At 48.5% G+C, this 21,617-nt stretch carries 14 protein-coding genes and 1 rRNA gene; 7 read left to right on the forward strand and 8 right to left on the reverse strand.

All coding sequences use genetic code 11. The features are described 5' to 3' along the window. Nucleotides 1–14 precede the first annotated feature (14 nt). A 5S ribosomal RNA gene (rrf, locus tag H7F15_RS18595) occupies nt 15–126 on the forward strand. A 478-nt stretch (nt 127–604) separates the two neighbouring features. Here the strand turns inward: rrf and H7F15_RS18600 are convergent. The 6 genes from H7F15_RS18600 to H7F15_RS18625 all read right to left on the reverse strand — a co-directional run bounded on the left by H7F15_RS18600 (nt 605) and on the right by H7F15_RS18625 (nt 8,660). After that, entirely contained in the window at nt 605–1,888 is a 1,284-nt protein-coding gene (locus tag H7F15_RS18600) for a pitrilysin family protein (RefSeq protein WP_185198508.1), read from the reverse strand. A gap of 15 nt (nt 1,889–1,903) precedes the next feature. Further along, nucleotides 1,904–3,022, reverse strand: a complete 1,119-nt coding sequence (porV, locus tag H7F15_RS18605; RefSeq protein WP_185198509.1) for a type IX secretion system outer membrane channel protein PorV — start codon at nt 3,020–3,022, stop codon at nt 1,904–1,906. A 49-nt stretch (nt 3,023–3,071) separates the two neighbouring features. Beyond that, on the reverse strand, nt 3,072–6,911 hold the full coding sequence (porU, locus tag H7F15_RS18610; RefSeq protein WP_255481328.1) for a type IX secretion system sortase PorU: 3,840 nt from the start codon (nt 6,909–6,911) through the stop codon (nt 3,072–3,074). 134 nt (nt 6,912–7,045) lie between these two features. Continuing rightward, the gene (gene purS / locus H7F15_RS18615) at nt 7,046–7,297 is read right to left on the reverse strand and encodes a phosphoribosylformylglycinamidine synthase subunit PurS (protein ID WP_185198510.1); all 252 of its coding nucleotides are present in this window, start codon (nt 7,295–7,297) and stop codon (nt 7,046–7,048) included. Nucleotides 7,298–7,299: 2 nt separating this feature from the next. After that, nucleotides 7,300–7,998, reverse strand: a complete 699-nt coding sequence (pssA, locus tag H7F15_RS18620) for a CDP-diacylglycerol--serine O-phosphatidyltransferase (RefSeq protein WP_185198511.1) — start codon at nt 7,996–7,998, stop codon at nt 7,300–7,302. 26 nt (nt 7,999–8,024) lie between these two features. Next, nucleotides 8,025–8,660: an MBL fold metallo-hydrolase gene (locus H7F15_RS18625; protein ID WP_185198512.1), complete on the reverse strand. Its 636-nt coding sequence runs from the start codon at nt 8,658–8,660 to the stop codon at nt 8,025–8,027. A 77-nt stretch (nt 8,661–8,737) separates the two neighbouring features. Here H7F15_RS18625 and H7F15_RS18630 point away from each other — a divergent pair, with 77 nt between their 5' ends. From H7F15_RS18630 to H7F15_RS18640, 3 genes are read left to right on the forward strand one after another with little or no spacing between them, the layout of a single operon-like run. After that, nucleotides 8,738–9,829, forward strand: coding sequence for an FAD-binding oxidoreductase (locus H7F15_RS18630; RefSeq protein WP_185198513.1), 1,092 nt, complete (start codon nt 8,738–8,740; stop codon nt 9,827–9,829). A 4-nt stretch (nt 9,830–9,833) separates the two neighbouring features. Continuing rightward, the gene (locus tag H7F15_RS18635) at nt 9,834–13,094 is read left to right on the forward strand and encodes a hypothetical protein (RefSeq protein WP_185198514.1); all 3,261 of its coding nucleotides are present in this window, start codon (nt 9,834–9,836) and stop codon (nt 13,092–13,094) included. A 9-nt stretch (nt 13,095–13,103) separates the two neighbouring features. Then, on the forward strand, nt 13,104–14,249 hold the full coding sequence (locus H7F15_RS18640) for a serine hydrolase (protein ID WP_185198515.1): 1,146 nt from the start codon (nt 13,104–13,106) through the stop codon (nt 14,247–14,249). Nucleotides 14,250–14,674: 425 nt separating this feature from the next. Here the strand turns inward: H7F15_RS18640 and H7F15_RS18645 are convergent, their stop codons facing one another. Together H7F15_RS18645 and purQ are read right to left on the reverse strand one after the other, a co-directional pair. Further along, the gene (locus tag H7F15_RS18645) at nt 14,675–16,213 is read right to left on the reverse strand and encodes a SulP family inorganic anion transporter (RefSeq protein WP_185198516.1); all 1,539 of its coding nucleotides are present in this window, start codon (nt 16,211–16,213) and stop codon (nt 14,675–14,677) included. 363 nt (nt 16,214–16,576) lie between these two features. Continuing rightward, on the reverse strand, nt 16,577–17,269 hold the full coding sequence (gene purQ, locus H7F15_RS18650) for a phosphoribosylformylglycinamidine synthase subunit PurQ (RefSeq protein ID WP_185198517.1): 693 nt from the start codon (nt 17,267–17,269) through the stop codon (nt 16,577–16,579). 293 nt (nt 17,270–17,562) lie between these two features. Here purQ and H7F15_RS18655 point away from each other — a divergent pair, with 293 nt between their 5' ends. From H7F15_RS18655 to H7F15_RS18665, 3 genes are all read left to right on the forward strand, one after another. Further along, nucleotides 17,563–18,444: a YicC/YloC family endoribonuclease gene (locus tag H7F15_RS18655; RefSeq protein ID WP_185198518.1), complete on the forward strand. Its 882-nt coding sequence runs from the start codon at nt 17,563–17,565 to the stop codon at nt 18,442–18,444. A 344-nt stretch (nt 18,445–18,788) separates the two neighbouring features. Then, nucleotides 18,789–19,589: a M57 family metalloprotease gene (locus H7F15_RS18660; protein WP_185198519.1), complete on the forward strand. Its 801-nt coding sequence runs from the start codon at nt 18,789–18,791 to the stop codon at nt 19,587–19,589. A 456-nt stretch (nt 19,590–20,045) separates the two neighbouring features. Beyond that, on the forward strand, nt 20,046–20,849 hold the full coding sequence (locus H7F15_RS18665) for a M57 family metalloprotease (RefSeq protein WP_185198520.1): 804 nt from the start codon (nt 20,046–20,048) through the stop codon (nt 20,847–20,849). Nucleotides 20,850–21,617: the final 768 nt, after the last annotated feature.

A 21,617-nucleotide genomic window follows, 5' to 3' on the forward strand; every position in this document is an offset into this window, starting at 1 on the left:
GCCCGTAGAAAAATAATGGTGGCTATGGCTCCGGTGAGCACCTCTTCCCATCCCGAACAGAGAAGTTAAGCCCGGACGCGCCGATGGTACTGGAGTCACATCCGGGAGAGTAGGTGGCCGCCAACCCTATCCCAAAGCCCTGTCCCCTCCTTGGACAGGGCTTTTTCCTTTTAGGGTATAGGAGGGGGGTGTACGGTAGAGGAAGTGGAAGGAGATGCACCATGTTGGCCTGGAAATAGATGAAACAGCGAGTTATGTTATACACTTTTTTATCAAAAGAAGTGCAGCGTTACCAAGGTGAGCATCTCGATATAATGTAAGAAGTTAACTAATAACTTTAGTCTATATTAGAGTAAAAGCTGCACGCAGGTATATACTATAGTTTCTAAAACTAAACTTATACTCTATTCTCACCCATCTCTAAACTCTTCTTTGCGTAATCAAACTTGCTACTTGTGGATTTCTAAATAATAATCCTGAATTATAAAATGCGACAGTAGTTTAGTGTGCAGGTGTATAGATTCCTAATCACATTCAAATCCATAAAAAAAAGTACCTGAGGCCACTCAGGTACTTTTTTGTTTATTAGCTTTCTTATTAATCTCTATTCTAATTTACCAGCAACTGCGGTCTTAAAATTATCTGTAACTAAGTATTGTCTCGCTAACGACTGTAGTTCCTCGGCTGTTACAGTTCTTATAGTTGTCAGGTAGTTAGCATAATGCTCAGCAGGCAGTTTGTAAAGTATGATGCGTTTATATTTATCTGCCTGTTCGAAAATCGTCGCAATGTTATTCAGGAACTTACCGATCATGTAGCTTTTTATGGTTTCCAGTTCTGCAGTTGGTATCAATTCGTTATGTAATAACTCTACCTCTTTCCTTATCTCTTCCAGGGTCTTTTGTGTAACCTGGTAATTAACATCAGTACCTATAAAAAATAAACTGTCCTGCTCTTTAGGTGAGATGGTAGAGTAAATGCCGTATGTATAGCCTTTTTCTTCCCGGATATTTTTCATAAGCCGGGAGCCGAAATAACCGCCCAGCACCTCATTCAGAACTATAAGTTTGTTGTAGTCCGGATGAGTAATATGCGGGAAAGTTAAACCGGTGCGAATGGAAGACTGCAGACTGTCTTTTATTTCATTTACAACTATAGTTTGCTCCCTGTTTTTGCCAGCTTCAACCTTTGTTGTTGTACTCTTTGCTGATGGCATTTCAAGCGTGGAAAGCTCCCGGATAATGGTGCTTTCCAGTTCTTCTGTGATAGCGCCACACGCAAATATTTCTAAACCTTCGAGGTTATAGTTGCTTTGGTAAAAAGCTTCCAGATCCTTTTTAGTTAACGAATCAAGCTCTCCCTCATCGTAACCAAAAATGTACGGGTGGTCCTGACCGTAGATCAGTTTTGTGAAAGAATGTGTGGCCAGGTAGCTTGTTTTCTGCCGCTGAATTTTCAGGTTCTGCTGATTTCTTTTTTTCAGCAGATTGAATTCCTCTTCCGGAAAAGTAGGGTGCTGTAACACATCCAGTACAACCGGCATAAGCTCTTCTACATATTTTGAGAGACAATACAGGGTGAACTCGCTTCGGTCGTAGCCTGGGTTGTTGTCGAAAGATGCTCCGTAGTAAGCTATAGTTTCGGCTATGTCTTTCGCGCTATAGTTTCGGGTACCTTCAAACATCATTTTAGCAGCAAGGTCTGATGTACCTTTTACTGTTTCGCAAACCTTACCGGCTTTAAAAACAAAATCCAGCCTGATAACAGGCTGGGTTTCGCTTTTGATAAGGTGCAGTTTTACTCCGTTTGGTAAGTGGGTTACTTCCGCAACCTGAAGTGAAACAGCATCAATTTCTTTTATTTCTGGTGCTTTTGTTCTGTCAAGCATTATAGTTGTAAGTTCTTAATCCAGGTTCAGTGCTATACTAAAACGTATAGTTTCGGCTAAAGGATTAGTTTTTTCATTCGGGATCAGGTAAGCGGCATCCACACCAAATTTCTGGTAGCGTAAACCCAAACCTAAAGAGAAGAACTGGCGACCGCCTTTTTCCTCGTTCTCATAAAAATAACCAGCTCTTGCTGCAAAAAGGTTGTTGTACCAGTACTCTAATCCGGTGTTAAAGTTAACCTCCTTAAACTCCTCGCTTGCACCGCCTTCGGCATCACCGAAAGAGGAGAAGATACCGCTGACAACAGACTGATCCGGGTCGGCAGATGGCGATGGCACAAGCAGCTTATTGGCATCCAACAAGAAAGTCAGGCTATTAAAGGCATCCAGGTTATATTTTACAGCTGTACCAATTTTCAGGTTTGTAGGCAGAAAGCTTTTGGCTGTAGACTCTGAATAAGCAATTTTACCACCGATGTTAGAGATGTTTGCACCCAGACCCAGATTTATGTTCTGGTTCAGGTCGCGGTTATAGTACACGCCCACGTCTACCGATGCCGTGTTCCCAGGCTCTGCTTCCGTGTTGTTGGGGCTGCTCACATTCACGTCGCCGGCAAGGTTAGAGTGAATAAAGCGGGCAGCAATACCTAAGCTCAGGTACTCGCTCAGTGCCTGGCCGTAACCTACCGAAATAGCATACTCTTTCGGGTTGAAATCCTGGATCGGGTTCTTGTTCGCATCAATGAACTGGATCTCGCCCAGGTCAAAATACATCAGGGAAAGCGATATGGCAGAAGTTTCGTTTATCTTTTTGTAACCCGACAGGTAGTTCAGCGACATATCGTCGGTGATGTTACGCAGCCATGGGCTATAAGAGAAGCTAACGCTCAGGTCGTTTGGTACAAAGCCAAGCTTGGCCGGGTTCCAGAACGGAGAGTTGGCATCTGCAGACAAGGCTACACCAGCTTCGCCGAGTGCTGCCGAGCGGGCATCAGGAGCTACCAGCAACACAGGTACTGCGGTGGTTAAAACCTGCCCTTCCTGGCCAATAGTGGTTTGGGCGTAAGCAGCAGGGGCCGCAATGAAGGCAAATGCAAATGTTGCAACCTTTAATAGTATACTTTTTCTGTACATAGTAGGGTATTGATAACTATATCAAATATAGGGATATTACAGTATTCTTCTAATTTAATATGACAAGTTTTTCAAATTTTGATACACTCGCACCGTCCTGCCGTGAGCGTACCGAGACTCTATAGACATAAACGCCGCGTGCCAGCAAATCATTATATTCATCGCGCCCATTCCAGGAAAGAGCTGCTATGTGTGCTGGTGCAGCATATTGTATGGTCTCTAATGTTTTAATCAGTTTTCCGGATATTGTGTAAATCTGTATCTGTACTTCCAGGTCTTCGCCGGCCCGGTTATGGTCAAAATGAAAAGTCGTATTCGTCGAAAACGGGTTCGGATAGTTAAGCACATGCTCTAACGAGAATTCCCCGTCATTAGATACAAAAAACTCTATGTATTCTTCCGCCGAATTGTTGTATGTGTCCCAGGCTTTAAAACGAAGCGAATGCGGGCCCGGCGCCAGGTCCTTTAACGGATAACTGATGCGGCCGCGCTGATAACCGTCTTTTTCCGAAGTATAATACTCGTTAAGCAGAATAGGGTTTTCCTCATCCCCGTCTAAAACAGCAATCAGCTCGTGCCCGATACCCAGGCCGGCGGTGTTAATGCCATTCTCATCAAAAAGTTTTATCAGCAATAGGGGATTAGTGCCGGTATTGCCACCAAACACAAACGATTCGTCTTCTAAAAAAAGCGCTATAGTTGGTGGCGTGTTATCAGTGCCTGCATTCCGGGCGGTGCCGCCTATAGTTACTGTGGTGTTAGAGCCCATGGCATCCTGTGTGGCATTGCTGGCATACAGCGTTATTTTACCCGGCCCAAACTGGTAGGCAATATCTTTTGGTACCACAAAGTTTACTGTAAACAAGCCGTTTGCTATAGTTGCGGCGCCTTCGTAGAGTACATTTTTACGCTGTTTAATGGGCACCTGCGGCGCGCGCTCGTCGCCATAGGTTTGCTGGGTAGTAGGCTTCTCGAACACGGTAATGCGGAGCGTGCCACTATAGGTGGTAGCCACCGTGCCGTTGGCTGTTGTGATTTTACCTTTTATAGTTACTTTGCTCAGCGCGCTCAGCGTATCGGCACCCACAGCCCGGTCGTTTATATGGGTGATCTGGGCTTTTAATTCGGGAGCCGCAAACTGCAGGCCCGGGTCTGTGAGTAATGTGAAATTACGGTTATACACGCCGCGCGAGCCGCTTACATTATCAGTGATGCTGTTATTTTTGGTTTGCAGCACAAGGTCGCCTAAACGGGGAGCGGTGCCGGGGGCAGGTGTAAAAGCACTTTTAAAGAAATTACGGTTAAGCACACGGTTACCACTGGAGTACACAGGCCTTGTTGTAGTTATCAGCCCGACTGCCGCGCCCTGCGGGTGAATCAAAGCAATCTCGGCACCGGATACACGGGCGGGGTCGTCGTAACGGCCAAACTCGCAGGTGGCGGTAAGCATAAAAGTCAGCTTGTCGGCGTTTTGCCACGATGTTACCTGCGGCAGTGTCAGTATCTGTTCGGCGGCCCAGCTTACTTCGTTTCCATGGCCGGTATAGTTTACAAGCAGGGTTCCCTGCTCTACGGCTGCGGTTAAATCTTTGCTGAGCTGCGGTACACGCTGCCCGTTCGCAACAGCATCCTGGCGGTAAAGGTCTATGTATAGTTTATTGGCAGTGTAGTCAGGCGCTTCCTGTTCCAGAAATTCAGCCAGGGCTTCAGCATCTTCCTGGTGCTCGTTAAAATCCCCGTCATCTGATACCAGTGTTACCTGCGTGCGCCACTTGCCCAGGTGACTGTTGCTCTCATAGGCCACGATCTTATTCACCATGGTAGCAGCTTCCTGTGCATTTTTAGCCGGCAGCCTGCCAATCCCGATGTCCAGTAACTGGTCGCCTGCATTTTCTTCTGCCCATTCGCCTTCCTCAGGGTCCAGGAAACCATAATAATCTTCGGAAGAATAGCTGGCAATAGGGTGCAGCGACTGGCGCGACTCGTAAGTTGGTACCAGGTTCGTGTTGTTGGTCAGCCGGTCTTTGTAGTCGTAGGAAGCATCGCCAAACAGGAGCAGGTACATGATCTGGCCGGCCGGTTTGCTGCTGCGGTTATACAGCATCCGCATAAAATTACGGATGGCCGTTACGTCCTGCCTGCCCGACGAGAACTCGTTATACACCTGCGTTGTGGTGACAACTATACTTTTCAGGTTGCTTTTGGTGTTGCGGTGTGCGGCCAGCCGGTTTGCTTCCTGCAGCAGCGACGGGTGCGTAACAATAACGTGATCGATACCTCCGTCCAGGTTCAGGCTATGCAGGTTCTGGTTTGCCACGTTGCCTTTCACAATTGGTTTCAGACTGATGCTGCTCTCATTAAAAACGATGAACTCGCGAAGCACCTCTGATGGCGCTGAGAATTGCAGGTTGCCACTATAGTTGGTCTGCTGTTGCAGCGGCCGCAGCGGGTCAGTTATATCCCATACAGAGGCTGTGGCAGGCGCATCGGCAATGCTATAGTTAGTTACAGGGTTGTTTGTACTGGCTGTAGCGCGGAAAGCCGTCTGGTCGTTGTATAGTTTGAGCTGGCGCAGGTAGTTTAGCTCCAGGTAGTTCAGGTTGCCGGTGGCCGATGCATCAGCTAACAGGTTAAATGTGATGTTGATTCTGGCTTCAGTGGCATTGGCTAGCAAGGGCAGGTTAAAGGTCTGGGAGCCATATACGCCTTCTGGGTGATAGTTGTAAGTGCCGCGCCCGGCTATAGCTATAGTTCCTAAGGTGTTGTTGCCATGCTTAAAGGTAAAGGAGCTGCCCGAAGACGAATTTCCCATGACAGCGGCTGTCAGTTTTGGTGTACTGCCCGCTACTATGCCTGAAACCGGCAGTGTGATCTCGCGCGAGTTAGTGAAAGTGCTGAATTCTTCGCCATACCATTCCCGGCCCGAGTGCACTGCGTTCATCAGATCCCGCTCGTGGAAAATGTGCTCGTTAAAAGCCGTTATAGTTTGCGATGCCCCACCAGCCTGCGCCCGGCTCTGTACCCGCATCCCCGAACTATAGCCAACCCGCAAAAAGTAAAAAGCAGTATCAGAGTAAACGTTATAGGTATGTTCAAACCGGTCCTGCTGCGGATTGTAGTGCCAGGTGTGCGGCCCCTGCCCATAAAATAGGATATAGTCGTCGTCGTTGAACTGGCCGTCCTGCTCGCCCTTTACCAGAATGGCATTTTCCTGCAGGTCATCAATAACAGGTGCATTGTTTGGTTGCGGAAGCATTTCGCCGCCATTCCCGAAGAGCTGTATCTTTCTCGGATCTAACCCAGTGGTATTAACTCCAAGCGCCTGCAGCGTTGCCTTATCAATTTTATGAATGCCCGATTGCGTTACGGCCAGTTTGTACCACTCGCCGGAGCTGAGCACCGAATTGGTAGCAAAGTTATCGTTAGCAGCGGCAACGCGGGCTATAGTTTGGGTGGCTATAGTTCCGGAACTATAACTATAGCTGAAGCGGGTAAGCTTTTCGAGCTGGTTGGTTTGCAGATTACGGCGGATGGGCAGGATGGAAACTATAGTTACTGGTTGTTTATTCTGCCGGGCATTGGTATATGCAACTATAGGTTCGGCACTGAAATTAATGCCTTTGAACTGTTCCTGCTCTTTGCCTATGAAAGGTGCAAATACAGCTTCTGTTACCTTAAAACTGCTGATGTGCGTGTTCGGGATGGAAAGGCGGTAGTAGGGCAGGCGCGCCAGTAAATCTATAGTTGCGCCTTTAAAAGAGGGAATCTTAGCCGCATGGCCGGTTACCGGGAAAACATCTTCCTGTACATCCCAGGTCAATGTTATTGGCTCCGGTGCCTTTTGCTGACCCATACCTGTGCCTGCCATCAGGCTTAAAAAAAGCAGCATGCATACCCGGAAATGTAAACGTGACGGCATAGGCAACGCACAGAACTTATTAAGCAGATAATGCCCACCTGTACCAGGAAGGCATCATCTGTTAAGATAACATAAAAACAGGCAGCTTATTGTGCCCCAGTAATTTATACTTGCTTCAGGTCGTACTCATACGACTCCATGATCAGGTTAGCCAGCAGTTTGCTGCAGGCTTTGTCCACTTTCTCACGGGCTATCGTTTCGTTTTCGGCTTCCAGGTTCAGGGTAATGCGCTTGCCAACACGCACATCTTCTACCTGGTCCAGGCCAAGGTGCTCCAGGCCAAGCAATACGGCTTTACCTTGTGGGTCTAACAACTCTGGGCGTGGCATTACATTTATTTCGGCAACGAATTTCATGGTTACGCGGTTTGTTTTTTGAAAATGGATAACACTATGTATAGCACTATGATAAGTGGTATAGCTGCGAAGTTAAGAAGAGCCAGTAACATAACCGAAAGACCCACGAAAATAAAGCGTACAGAATTATCGGCCCAGGTCAGGTTTTTGAACTTAAGTGCAAACAACGGCAGTTCGGCCACCAGCAAAAACGAAAGGATAAGTGTAGTAGCCAGCAGCACCAGTTTGTTCAGGATAACGGCAAAAGCCATCAGCTCTCCACTGGCCAGTATAAGCGGCAACGAAGCCACAAAAATAGCGCAGGCCGGCGTAGGCAACCCTATAAACGAGGTAGTCTGGCGGGTATCGATGTTAAATTTAGCCAGGCGCAGCGCCGAGAAAACCGTGATGATGAAACCGGCAAACGGAACTATAGTTTCGGGTAAGAATGAAACATCTTCCGCCCGTTTTAGCAGCATGAACATCATTGCGCCCGGCACCACACCAAACGAGATCACGTCGGCCAGCGAATCCAGCTGTTTGCCAATTTCTGAGTAAGCACCCAGCACGCGGGCCACCATACCGTCTAAAAAATCGAACACAGCAGCCAGGCCAACCAGGTAGGAGGCATACACCAGCTGGTTCTGGAAAATAAAGTACAGCGCCACGCAACCCGAGAACAGGTTGAGGCAGGTGATAAAATTAGGGATGTGTTTATTCATGAAAACTATAGTTCGCAGCAAAGGTGTTACTGCAAAAATGGGTTATACTTTTTCTCGTGGCCGATGGTGGTTTCGGGGCCATGGCCCGGGTAAACGGTAACCTCATCCGGCAAGGTGAAAAGCCTGGTTCTGATGCTGTTTAAAAGTGTTTCGTGATCACCGCCCGGCAGGTCGGTTCGGCCAATGCTTTCCTGGAACAGTACATCGCCGGCAATCAGGGTTTTATCTGCTTTGTTGTAGAACACCACATGCCCCGGCGCATGGCCCGGCGCAAAAATGATATCCAGCGTTGTGTTGCCGAATGTTACCTGCTCGCCTTCTTTTAAGTAAGATGCCGGTAGTTGTTCTTCGTAATTGGTGATGCCGTAAACCGGGGCATAAACTGGTATGGCGCGCAGCGTTTCCAGGTCTTTTTCGTGTATTTCCAGTCCCACGTTATAGGTATCGGCTACAAACTTGTTACCCAGCACATGGTCTATGTGGCAATGGGTGTTCAGCAGGCGTACTACCTTCAGGTTATTGGCAGTAATGTACTGTTGCAGTTGCGCTTGTTCGCTTTTGTCGGAGCAGCCTGGGTCTACTATTACGCACTCGTTGGTTTCGTCGTGCAGCAGGTAAGTGTTCTCGGCAAAAGGGTTGAACGTAAAACGTGTTATTTTCATAGTATAAAGGTGGCCGAAGCCTGTAAAATCGGGTTCTAAGTTACAAATTAAACGGCTACATCTCGTAACTTGCCCGCATGAATTACGATTTTATAGTAGTGGGGCATGGCCTGGCCGGTGCCATTTTAGCAGAAACACTGCGCGCGCGCGGTAACAAGGTATTGGTGATCGATGAGCCGAAGGAAAACTCGGCCTCGCGGGTGGCAGCCGGTTTGCTGAACCCGGTGGCAGGCAAGCGCTTTGCCAAATCGTGGCTGGCCGATACGTTTATACCCGCTGCCGATGCTTTTTACGATGCCCTGGAAGCACGCTATGGCCGCCAGCTTTTCTTCCACATGCCCATCTATAAAATTTTTTCGAATATAGAGGAGCAGAACACCTGGATGGCCAAAAGCGCCGGCGGTAACTGGAGCGATTACATTGAGGCCACCTATACCCAAACTATAAACCAGCCCGGCGTAGATGATCCGTTTGGCGGCATCATGATAAAGCGGGGTGGTTTTCTGCACGTTTTTGCCATGCTCGATCTGCTGACAGAAGACCTGTTGCAGCAAAACTTACTATTACCCGAGCGGTTTGATATGAGCCAGTTACAGCTGACGGAGGAAGGCGTAAACTATAGAACGATAACTGCCAGGCACCTTATCTTTTGCGAAGGTTACCAGGTCATAAACAACCCGTATTTTAAGTGGCTGCCGCTGCAACCTACCAAAGGCGAAGTGCTGGAAGTACAGACCATGCAGAAAGTGAGCCCGGAATGCATCTATAACAAAGCCGTTTACGTTGTTCCGGAAGGGGAGGGCCGCTTTATAGTTGGCGCTACCTACGACTGGCGAAACCCCAACGAAGAGACCACGCCGCAGGGAGAAGAAGAGTTAGCAGAACGGTTCAGGCAGATTATTCCGCAGGAGTTTGAGGTAACAGGGCATTGGGCCGGTATACGCCCCGCCGTGCGCGACCGCAGGCCACTGGTAGGCATACACCCAAACTATAGCCAGCTAAGCGTGTTTAACGGCATGGGTTCCAAAGGCGTGCTGATGGCGCCGTACTTGGCGAAACACTTTGCCGATGCCCTGGCCGGAACTATAGAATTGATGCCTGAGATACATATTTCGCGTTATTTTTCGTTATATTACGACTACATAAAACACCATAACCTACAACCCTAAGCGTATGCGTCTTTATACAAGGTTACTTTTGCTGTTTGTGTGCTGCATACTGGCGGGTACTGCCCTGCAGGCGCAGCCTGGCCGCGACCCTTTTGGCAAGAGCCGCATTCAATACAAAAATTTTGACTGGAAGCTTTACAGCACGCAGAACTTTAACCTGTATTTCTATAAAGGCGGCGACCAGACCGCTAAAGACGCTGCCGATTACGCCGAGCGCGAACTCAAGCGCATCACCAGCCTGATCGGGTATTATCCGTACTCCAAGATCACGCTGATCCTGTACAACTCGCCTACCGACCTGCGCCAGAGCAACATTGGCCTGTACAGCGACCAGTTCCAGAACGGGGGCGAAACCCTGTTCATGAAAAACAAACTGCAACTGGCGTACGAAGGCACCAAAACCGATTTTAAGAACGAGCTGAGCTACAAACTGACCGAGCTGCTACTGAACGACATGATGTATGGCGGAAGCCTGAAAGAGGCTTTGCAGAGCAGTTATCTGTTGCGCCTGCCGGAGTGGTTTGTGACCGGAGTTGCTGCCTACACCGCCGAAGGCTGGAGCCTGGACATGGACAGCCATATCCGTGACCTACTGCTGGAGGGCAATAAACTCCGCCCGGAGCAGGCCCTGATGCGCTACCCTGAGCAAACCGGCCAGTCCGTCTGGAATTACATTGCAGAGCGCTACGGCTATACATCCATCCAGAACATCCTGAACCTGACCCGCATTACCCGCGATGTGGAAATAGGTATTACCAGCAGTTTAAATATCCCCTACAAACGCTTTCTGCAGGACTGGGTAAGCTATTACCAGCAAATTAACGCCCGCTCCGATGCACCGTTCGTTTCGCTGCCCGATAACTATAAGCTTTTCAGTAAGAACAAGCGCAGCCTGCGCTATACCGAGCCGGTGCTGAGTCCTGATGGCAACCTGCTGGCTTATGCCGAGATAGATAACGGCAGCTACAAGATCATTGTGAAAGAGGTAAAGGGCAATGGCAGTCGTACAGTATGGCGTGGCGGCTATAAAACCCTGGACCAGCCTACCGATTTTACGTTGCCGGTACTTGCCTGGCGCAATAATAACCAGCTGGGCTTTGTGGAAGCGCGCCGGGGCAAAATGCTGCTGCGCCAGGTAAACGCCAAAAACAAAAGCTCTTTCCTGCCATTTTACGACGACCTTACCAAGCCAGCCGTTACGCTGGAGCGCTTTACGCAGGTGCGTAATATGAGCTACTCCGATGATGGCAGCAAACTGGTAATAAGCGCTGTATCGGATGGGCAGACGGACCTGTACCTGCTGCAAAGCAATGGCAAACTGACCAGCCAGCTAACCAATGATATTTACGACGATGTAGAGCCTGTTTTCCTGAAAGGCAGCAACAGGATCGTTTTCAGTTCTAACCGCTGGGTAGATGCCGACGGAACACTGCATGCCGCCACGTTCCGGGATGTGGTGGACAACTATGACATTTTCCTGCTGGAGCCAACAGCGCCGGTTACCGTAACACAACTTACTACCAGTATTGCAACCGAGCTGCGCCCACGCGCCACCGCCGACGGCAACTTCCTGTTCCTGAGCGAGGCCAACGGCATACGCGGCCTTTACAAATACGACCTGGCTACCAATACCCAACGGCCTGTTTCTAATTTTGTACAGAACATCAACGCGTATGATTATGCTGCTGTAAATAACACCCTTGCCCTTACAGCCAAAGACCACGCCCGCGACTTTGTATACCTGCTGCCTGATTTTACCGGCGCTCCGCTGGATACACTGCCTAAAACCGCGCGCCAGATAATTCTGGAAGCACGTGCCCGTGTGCCGCAGGCGTCTTCTGCGGCTGCTACTACGCGCAAGCTACTGGAAAACGAAGCTGCTAAAACAGAATCTACCCGCAAAAAAGGCGAAGTTAACATCGAGAATTATGAGTTTGGGGCTACCAAACAACCCGGCGATACAACCCAAACCACCATTGCACAGCAACAGCCAACTGACACCACAACTACCCAGGCAGCTGCTCCTAAAACCCCTGAAAAAGCGGCCTTGCCAAAGGCGGCAGCTGCACCGGAATTCAAGCTTTCGGGGCCTTTTGATTACGATGTGCGGTTCAGCGTGCACGAAATCATTACCTCCGTTTATGCGGATCCGCAGCTTGGTTTTGGTATAGTGGCCGGTGTAAACATGAGCGATCTGTTTGAGAACCACCACATACGTGGCACCGCTTACCTGCGCACCGACCTGGAAACAAGCCGCACCTTTGCCGAATACATGAACCTGAAAAACCGTGTGGACCTGGGTGTGCAGTACAGAAGAGACGTGCTGGTAAGCTCGGTACTGGAAGCGCCTGGTGCCGTGGTTCGCTTTGCCCGCAACGAAGTAGCACCGCTGCTGGTGTATCCGCTAAGCTATAGTACGAGTCTGCGCGCACAGCCGCGTTTGGTGAGCACCCGCTTTACACAGGTGAACGAATTCTCTACCCCGGATAGCGTGAATAACCTGTATGGCGGTAATGTAGAACTGGTTTTCGATAACTCGGTGGTAACCGGTGTGAACATGATGGAAGGCACCCGCATGAAAGTAGGATTCGTGTCGATGCGCGATTTTGAGAACACCCGGGCTAATTTCAATAAGTTTTACGTAGACCTGCGTCACTACCAGAAACTGCACCGCGAAATTGTGCTGGCTACCCGCCTGAGCTATGGCGCTTTCTTCGGTAACTCTCCTAAAAAGTACCTGATAGGCGGAATGGATAACTGGCTTTTTGCCGGCGAAGACGATATTACCGAGCGTAACGACGTGAACATACAATCGGCGCCGGACCTGTTTTACCTGGAGTATGCCCTGCCGCTGCGTGGCTTTAACTATAACACGCGCACAGGTAGCAAGCACCTGCTGGCAAACGTAGAGCTTCGTATTCCGGTAACGCAATACCTGTACAACGGGGCCATTGGTTCGGGCTTTTTCCGTAACCTGCAGCTTACTGCCTTTGCCGATGCCGGTTCTGCTTACGACGGCTCTAACCCCTTTACCGGCAACAACTCCATTAACACCCGTATAGTTGGTGGCCGTACCAGCCCTACCGAACGAAACCCTTACGAGATAACCGTTATCAACTACCGCAACCCGTTCCTGGTGGGCTATGGCTTTGGTGCCCGTTCTACTTTGTTTGGTGTTTACGGCAAGCTGGATGTGGCCTGGAGCGAAGAAGATATGGGTAGCCAAGGACCTAAACTATACATTACATTAGGCTACGACTTCTAAAAACCATACATGAACCGGAAAGCAAAACGCTTTACTTTCGGGGGAATACTGCTGCTGGGCCTGCTGGCCGCCTGGCTGCATATGGCCGAAAAGAACTACGTGTACAAAGCTCTGGTCTACAACTTTGCCGACATAGACGATAACCTGATATTTGACCAGCGCACGGTAGATGCCCCTGCCAAAGCACAACCCTGGCCACAGGCCACCAACTATAACAAAGTTGTATTTCCTGAAAAACTGCAGCAACTGCACCAGGAACTGGAATCGGTGGCCTTTGTCGTGATCCACAACGACTCTCTTGTATATGAGCAGTACTGGGATGGCTATTCAGAGGAATCGCTGAGCAATTCTTTTTCGGTGGCCAAAAGTATTGTGAGCATACTGGTAGGCGCTGCCCTGCGCGATGGGTATATTAAAACTATAGATCAGCCTGTGGCCGACTTTCTGCCATCGTTTAAAGAAGGAGCAAAGCAGAAAATAACTATAAAACACCTGCTGATGATGAGCTCCGGCCTGAACTGGGACGAGTCTTATTCCAACCCGCTGTCTGTGACCACCGAAGCTTACTATGGCACCAACCTGAAAAAGGTGATAAAGCGGCTGGAGGCTGTGGAAGAACCGGGTCAGGTTTTCAGCTACAAGAGCGGTGACACGCAGATCCTGGGCATGGTAGTAGAAGCTGCTACCGGAAAATCGCTGAGCCGCTATGCCGAAGACAAACTATGGAAGCCGCTGGGCGCCGAGCACGATGCCGAATGGAGCGTAGATAACCCAACCGGTATCGAAAAAGCCTACTGCTGTTTCTTCAGCAATGCCCGCGACTTTGCCCGCATCGGTAAACTATACTTGCACAACGGGGTCTGGAACGGCGATACTATAGTTGATCCGGCTTACGTGCGCGAATCCATTTCCCTGAATGGCCTGCCCACTACTTCCGGCAAACCAGCAGACTATGGTTACCAGTGGTGGCTGCTCCCCAACTATAAAGGCCAGTACATTTTCTACGCCCGCGGTATTTTAGGCCAGTACATCATCGCCATTCCGGAGACTAACACTATAATTGTGCGCTTAGGCAAACAGCGCGGCGAACGCATCAACGGTCACCCAAGTGAGGTTTTGGCTATGATAGATGCGGTGAATGAAGTGGTGAAGTAGGTTCATTCTGTCGATTCATGTTATTATGGCGCGAGCGTCCTCGCTCGTGTCGAACTATAGTTGGGCCTCTGGCCCAGTTGAGTTACAAACTCAACATCATTGTAAGACACGGGTTACAAACCCGCGCCAGCGAATTAGGGTTAAAGCTTTAACAAAAGCGAAGGCCCGGAAGCTTGAAACTCCCGGGCCTTTATAATTTATAGATTAACAAAAGCTGTCCTATAGTTCGGGGCTATGCTCTCGCTCGCGTCCCGCGAGTGTGAGCTACCTGTGGCGTCCCGCCACGGTCATTAAACTATAGTTAGGCGTTCAAGAAGAAGATTTTGGGCGGCATTTAAACTATAGCTTATCGCGGCCAGAGTCCGCAGGTAACGCACACTCGCGGGACACGAGCGAGAGCACTTAGACTTTCGCAACCAATTTGACTATAGTTTAACAGCCGCAACGGTATAGTTCGGATCTTCCAGAATATTCACATCAATCACATCCTGAGCATTAGTGAGCAGGCGACGACAGTCTTCGCTTAGGTGGCGGAGGTGCAGTTTTTTACCAGCCTGGCGGTAGCGCTCCGTCAGTTTATGCAGCGCATCAATCCCCGACATGTCCGCTACACGGCTTTCCTTAAAATCGATGATGACTTCCTCGGGGTCGTTCTGTACATCAAACTTCTCGGAGAAAGCCGTTACAGAACCAAAGAATAACGGACCGTAGATCTCATAATGCTTCACGCCGTTGGCATCAATGTACTTGCGTGCGCGGATACGCTTGGCACTTTCCCAGGCAAACACCAGTGCCGAGATGATTACCCCGATCAGGACAGCCAGAGCCAGGTTGTGCAGCCAGATGGTAATAAGTGCTACCAGTATCCCTACAAAAATATCGTGTTTCGGCATTTTGTTGATGATCCGGAAACTGATCCACTCAAACGTACCTACCGATACCATTACCATTACCCCAACCAGTGCAGCCATCGGAACAAGCTCAATTACAGGTGCACCATACAGCACAATTAAAAGTATAGTCAGCGCAGCTACAATACCGGATAAACGCGCTCTTGCCCCGGCCGAAAGGTTAACCAGCGTCTGCGCGATCATGGCACAACCACCCATCCCGAAGAAGAAACCATTTAATACGTTGGCGCTGCCCTGGGCAATACTTTCGCGGTTGCTGTTACCCCGGTTGCCTACAATCTCATCTACTAAGTTTAGGGTCAGTAGGCTTTCAGTTAAGCCAACACCAGCCATAATCAACGCATAAGGGAAGATGATCTGCAGCGTTTCGAAAGTGAGTGGCACCTGCGGAATATGGAACGGAGGGAAGCCGCCGCTCACAGAAGCAATGTCCTTCACCATCTTGGTATCGATATTAAAGCCCAGCACAACCAGGAACACAACTATAATAGCTACCAGAGAGGCCGGAACCGCTTTGGTGATTTTCGGGAATAAAACGATGATAGCTATAGTTAGCGCAACCAAACCCAGCATAATCCACAGCGGGCTACCGGTAAGCCAGGTGGTCTGGCCGTTAACTATAGTTTTAAACTGCTCCAGCTGCGACGTGAAAATGATAACAGCCAGGCCATTCACAAAACCATACATTACCGGTTGCGGCACCAGCCGGATAAATTTACCCAGCTTAAACACGCCAACTAAAATCTGGAGCACACCGGCCAGGGCCACGGCTGCAAAAACATAATCGATGCCATGCGACTGCATCAGGGCGATAAGTACCACCACCGTTGCGCCCGCCCCACCAGATATTAAACCAGGGCGGCCACCAAAAACAGCTGTGATAAGGCCCATAATAAACGCGGCATACAAACCAACCAGCGGCGGAAAACCCCCTAATATGGCAAACGAAAGTGATTCGGGCATCATGGTCATGGCCACGGTAAGCCCTGCCAGAATTTCTACTTTATAATCAACTTTCTGGCGGAAGTTGAAAAGGCTTAAAACTTGTTTCATGAATTAACTATAGTTGCGAGGTAAGCTCTAAGCTTAATTGTTGTGCATGTGAAACCCACCCCAACCCCTCCGAGGAGGGGAATAAATTACTGCTGAAAGATAACTCCTCTACTTGGAGCAAGGTTGTTTTATTCTCTGCTTTAGTGCGGATCTGCTATCTGAATCTTGTTTTGGGGCAGGGACGCTCGGTAATTCCAAAAAGAATTCCCCTCCTTGGAGGGGTTAGGGGTGGGTAACTCTTTATTAGCAATACCTGTGCAGGGTCCGAGAAAAAAGCCCCGCCTGTGGTAGCAAGCGGGGCTTCTGAATAATAGTATAAACTATAAATGTCTAAAATCTAACGTCTGGTATCTTGTGTCTGACCTAAGCGTTTACCAAATCAAGGATAGATTCGAAAATGGCGCGGCCATCGGTGTTTCCTAAATCCGGATCTACGGCGCGCTCCGGGTGCGGCATCATGCCAAATACGTTCTTCTTTTCGTTGGCTACACCGGCAATGTTCAGCAGGCTGCCGTTAATGTTGTACATCTCGTGCGTATCGGCTATGTTGCTGCTGTACTTGAACATGATCTGGTCGTTGTCTTCCATGCGGCGCAGCGTATCCTTGTCGGCATGGTAACGGCCTTCGCCGTGCGCTACCGGAATTTTGTATGCCTTGTTCAGGTCCAGGTGGCGGGTTGGCAGCAGGTTGGTAGTTACCGGCCGGATGTACACGTTATCGCAGATAAATTTCTGGTTTACGTTGCGCAGCAAGGCACCCGGGAGCAAACCGGCCTCCGTTAAAATCTGGAAACCGTTGCAGATACCCATTACATAACCACCCTTGTTGGCATGCTGGATCACTTCCTGCATAATAGGCGAGAAGCGCGCAATAGCACCGGAACGCAGGTAATCACCGTACGAAAATCCGCCTGGCAAAAGTATAAAGTCACAACCCTGCAGGTCGTGGTCTTTGTGCCATAGTTTTACAACTTCCTGCTGCATGCCCACGCTTAGGGCATCTACCAGGTCTTGGTCGCAGTTGGACCCCGGGAAAACGACTACACCAAATTTCATACTTCAAAGGTAAATAAAAATAGATAGAAGTTAGAGGCTGTTTTGATTTTATTGCCGAAAGCGAAAGCTGTATTTCCGGGCCTTGGGAATACTCTTTTTTAATAGCATAGCAGCACCATAGCACGAAAAAGGGCAGAAGCCGGTTGCAGGCAAATGTGGCTTTGCAGACTGGCAGGCAGACCAGGAACAGCTGCTTACACCAGTAACTATAGGTTTAGGTAGCTTTTAAAAGGCTCGTAACGTAAAAACAAAGATTTATAGTTAATTTGCCAGAATAACATTTTAAATAGCTTATGTTGCAATCCATGACGGGCTTCGGTAGTGCCCGATTAGACACAGACCAGTACTGCATTTCGGTAGAGATCAGATCGTTGAACTCTAAAAGCATGGACCTGAGTGTGCGGCTCCCGAGGTTTTTATCGGATAAAGAGTACGAGATACGCAATATGGTGCAGAAGGTGCTGGTGCGTGGCAAGGTAAGTGTAAGTGTGGATTACGTAAAGAACAAAGCGCAAAAAGCGAAAAGCACGATCAATAAAGACCTGCTGCAAACTTACTACCGCGAGCTGAGCGATGCTGCCGATATGGTAGGAGCTTCTAAAAACGACCTGTTCAGGCTGGCGCTGCACATGCCCGACGTACTATTGCAGGACCAGGCCGAAGAAACCTCCGGCGAAGCAGAGTGGGCGCAGGTGCACCCGCTGGTAATGGACGCGCTGGCCAACATTGTAGCTTTCCGTAACGACGAAGGCAAAGCCCTTACCACCGAGATCATGTCGTATATCGATAAGATCCGTATTTCGTTGGCAGAAGTAGAAAAGCACGACCCGGTGCGCGTAGAACAGATACGGAACCGCATCAGAAACCACATGCAGGAACTGGTGTCCGGGGAACATTTCGACGAGAACCGCTTTGAGCAGGAAATGGTGTATTACATAGAGAAACTGGATATTGCCGAAGAAAAAGTACGCCTTGTAAACCACCTGCACTATTTTACCGAAACAGTGTACCTGCCGGAGCCATCAGGCAAAAAGCTGGGCTTTATATCGCAGGAGATCGGCCGCGAAATAAACACCATCGGCTCTAAAGCAAACGATTCAACTATACAGCACCATGTGGTAGAGATGAAAGAGGAGCTGGAAAAGATAAAAGAGCAGATCAACAACATACTATAAACTATAGCTTAGACCATAAACTATAGTTATGCCTGAATGTATAACCGCCTCTCGCATTTTTTTGCGGCAGGCGGTTATTTTTTTAGCCATTTTGGTGTGGATTAACAGGCGAGGAGCTTAACCGGAAAATTTATAGCCACAGGTGTGTTAAGCGATGATTTACCTGTAAAACTGTAGGAAACAACTGCTGAAAATATACTTTAAACTATAGTTTGTTGATCAATAAAAAGGTGAATTTATAGTAAGGTAAGATCAGGTGTTTGTAACTAATTGATTAGAAGAATTGTATATCGGGATATTATTTTTTTAATCAATTCTTTTCTCACTTTAACACCTTAAATTTTATGAAAGTAAATTGTTTACTAATGGCAGGCGCGCTGGTAGCGGCCTTCGGTTTCACATCTTGTCAGCAGGATGAAGAAATAACTACGCAGGACACTGTTTCTGAAAGCGCATTGAGCAGAATTTCTGAGCTCGGTTTTTACAACAAGAATGTGCAGAAAGTAGAAGGAGGCTATGTAGTAGAAGGCGACATCTTCTTATCTGAAAGCGACCTGACTGCCGCGCACAACACCCAGGCGCTACGTGTGGGCGAGTCTGAGCAGTACCGTACTACAAACCTGGTAAATGCAGGCACCGGTCGTACCATCACGTTGTCTTTAGATTCAAAGTTGCCGGCATCTTACGGTACTTCGCTTGATGCAGCCATTGCCCGCTACAATGCCGAGAACCTTACTATTAAAATGGCACGTGTCGCTTCTGGTGGTAACATCCATATTACGGCTGCTCCACGAAATGCGCAATACCTTGCTTCTGCCGGTTTCCCGTCAGGTGGCAACCCGTATGGCAGTGTTAAAGTAGCTACCCGCTACATTGGTACTAACCCTAACGTTGGCTGGTTCACCACTATCCTTGCGCACGAAATTGGTCACTGCATCGGTTTCCGCCACACAGATTATATGGACAGAAGCTATTCCTGCGGTGGCGGCTATGCTAACGAAGGCGCTTCTAACGTAGGTGCGATCCACATTCCTGGTACGCCAACCGGCCCTGATGCAAATTCATGGATGCTGGCTTGTATCGGCAACGGCCAGAACCGTCCGTTCAATAATAACGACAGAACAGCTCTTGACTACCTGTACTAAGCTACAGCGTACACCTTAAACAAACAGAACAGCTCCTGCCACGCGGCAGGAGCTGTTCTGTTTTATAGTTTATAATATATGGTAATGCAGAATGCCCGCCACCTGTTGTTAACAGCTATGAGTTTAAATCTATAGTTCTGAAGGAGAGGCAGATGTTATAGAGGTGCTGTATTTCACGGAGTAAGCAGCCATGGCATACCTATAAAAGCGTGAAACTTGGTGAAAAAGCAAGTGGGACAAAGATGATAACAAGGAGGGCAGCTATATAGTGAGTATTTGATGTTTTAACGCGGTTTTTATTGTTAAAATTATACTATTTGTTTTTATAGGATATAACTAATTTAAAGTTGTAAGGTCGATGTTGAAACACGTTAAAAAATAGGTTTAAATGCTTGCAGCAGCTTTACCAATTATTTACATTTCATTTATGTTTAACTTTAACACCTTAAAAAATTTATGAAAGTAAATCGTTTACTAATCGTTGGCGCTATGGTAGCGGCCTTTGGTTTTACATCTTGCCAGCAAGAGGAAGAGATCGCAACACAGGATACTGTTTCTCAGAGCGCGCTTACTCAGATAGCTGAGCTTGGCTTTTACAGCAAGAATGTACAGAAAGTAGAAGGCGGTTATGTAGTAGAAGGCGATATCTTCTTATCAGAGTCTGACCTGACAGGTGCGCACAACACCAAAGCCCTGCGCGTAGGTGATACTGAGCAGTACCGTACTACTAACCTGGTAAATGCTGGTACAGGCCGTAACATCACCCTGTCTATCGATCCGAAACTGCCAACTTCTTATGTAGCTGCCCTGGACGAAGCTATTGCCCGTTACAACGCCGAGAACCTGACTATCACTATGAGCCGTGTATCTTCAGGTGGTAACATCCAGATCGTAGCTGCTCCAAAATCAGCTCAGTATCTGGCATCTGCCGGTTTCCCAACTGCTACTGGCGATCCGCACAACAGCATTAAAGTTGCTACCCGTTACATCGGTTCAAACCCTAACCAGGCTTGGTTCGCTACAATCCTTGCGCACGAGATCGGTCACTGCATCGGTTTCCGTCACACGGACTATATGGATAGAAGCTACTCTTGCGGCGGTGGTTACACCAACGAAGGTGCCTCTACTGTAGGTGCTATTCTGATACCAGGTACGCCATCAGCTCAGGATCCAAACTCATGGATGCTGGCTTGTATCGGATCTGGCCAGAACCGTCCGTTCAACAGCAACGACAAAACTGCTCTTGACTACCTGTACTAAGCTACAGCGTACACCTTAACTACACCTTAAAACAACAAAAGCAGCTCCTGCCAACGCGGGAGCTGCTTTTGTTTTATACCTGTATTACTAATTGATATAAGCCATTGGATTGGCGGGTTATGACTGAATCAGGGTTGTATATATTGCTTTGTGGCTGATGCTATAGTTTTACTTATTTAAATATAGGTGGGAAGTTTTGTCTGAATCTGGATTTACAGGATTAAAGGATTTTCAGGATTCAGACTATAGTTATAGTTTGAGTTATAGTTTCATAGTTGCTGTTGGTCCAACCACCCCTGCCCCTCCTTAGCCAAGGAAGGGAACTTTAAGACATCATCAGCTCAACAACTATAGTTCTATAGTTACAGACCACGAGCAGGCAGGCGCAGCCTGCCCCAAGGAAATACAAACACGAGTAAAACCGATCTGCTGTAACGAAGGGCCAGTAAAGCAACTATAGCTAAGACAGAACCTATCGAACTGATCTCAGTCTTTGGGTTGAGCGCCTTTGACTTGTTGCGGTGCCGATAGGCAATCCGACGCAGGAGGATAGCAAGAAGGCAGCAGCGCGATGCCCGAAGACGGGGCCTCCCGGCCTCAGAGGGAGCCAAGCGAACTATAAAACAAAAGGCTATTAAAGCTCCCAGGATGAAGAGTGGCTATGAAACTATGGCTTGTATCAAGCAGTAGGCAACGTCAACTATAGCAGGATAGCCTTTGAGCCCAAACTATAGGTTGAGATAGATTTCTCACACTGTTCGTAATGAC

Origin of the sequence: Pontibacter sp. Tf4, from assembly GCF_014212495.1 — a bacterium.
In the GTDB taxonomy this organism is placed as follows: domain Bacteria; phylum Bacteroidota; class Bacteroidia; order Cytophagales; family Hymenobacteraceae; genus Pontibacter.

Bases quoted from the DNA above. Each gene is read 5' to 3' on its own strand.
- purS (WP_185198510.1), bottom strand. From the start codon at position 7,297: ATGAAATTCGTTGCCGAAATAAATGTAATGCCACGCCCAGAGTTGTTA.
- H7F15_RS18640 (WP_185198515.1), top strand. From the start codon at position 13,104: ATGAACCGGAAAGCAAAACGCTTTACTTTCGGGGGAATACTGCTGCTG.
- porV (WP_185198509.1), bottom strand. From the start codon at position 3,022: ATGTACAGAAAAAGTATACTATTAAAGGTTGCAACATTTGCATTTGCC.
- H7F15_RS18600 (WP_185198508.1), bottom strand. From the start codon at position 1,888: ATGCTTGACAGAACAAAAGCACCAGAAATAAAAGAAATTGATGCTGTT.
- H7F15_RS18660 (WP_185198519.1), top strand. From the start codon at position 18,789: ATGAAAGTAAATTGTTTACTAATGGCAGGCGCGCTGGTAGCGGCCTTC.
- porU (WP_255481328.1), bottom strand. From the start codon at position 6,911: ATGCTGCTTTTTTTAAGCCTGATGGCAGGCACAGGTATGGGTCAGCAA.
- H7F15_RS18665 (WP_185198520.1), top strand. From the start codon at position 20,046: ATGAAAGTAAATCGTTTACTAATCGTTGGCGCTATGGTAGCGGCCTTT.
- H7F15_RS18625 (WP_185198512.1), bottom strand. From the start codon at position 8,660: ATGAAAATAACACGTTTTACGTTCAACCCTTTTGCCGAGAACACTTAC.
- pssA (WP_185198511.1), bottom strand. From the start codon at position 7,998: ATGAATAAACACATCCCTAATTTTATCACCTGCCTCAACCTGTTCTCG.
- H7F15_RS18655 (WP_185198518.1), top strand. From the start codon at position 17,563: ATGTTGCAATCCATGACGGGCTTCGGTAGTGCCCGATTAGACACAGAC.
- H7F15_RS18645 (WP_185198516.1), bottom strand. From the start codon at position 16,213: ATGAAACAAGTTTTAAGCCTTTTCAACTTCCGCCAGAAAGTTGATTAT.
- purQ (WP_185198517.1), bottom strand. From the start codon at position 17,269: ATGAAATTTGGTGTAGTCGTTTTCCCGGGGTCCAACTGCGACCAAGAC.
- H7F15_RS18630 (WP_185198513.1), top strand. From the start codon at position 8,738: ATGAATTACGATTTTATAGTAGTGGGGCATGGCCTGGCCGGTGCCATT.
- H7F15_RS18635 (WP_185198514.1), top strand. From the start codon at position 9,834: ATGCGTCTTTATACAAGGTTACTTTTGCTGTTTGTGTGCTGCATACTG.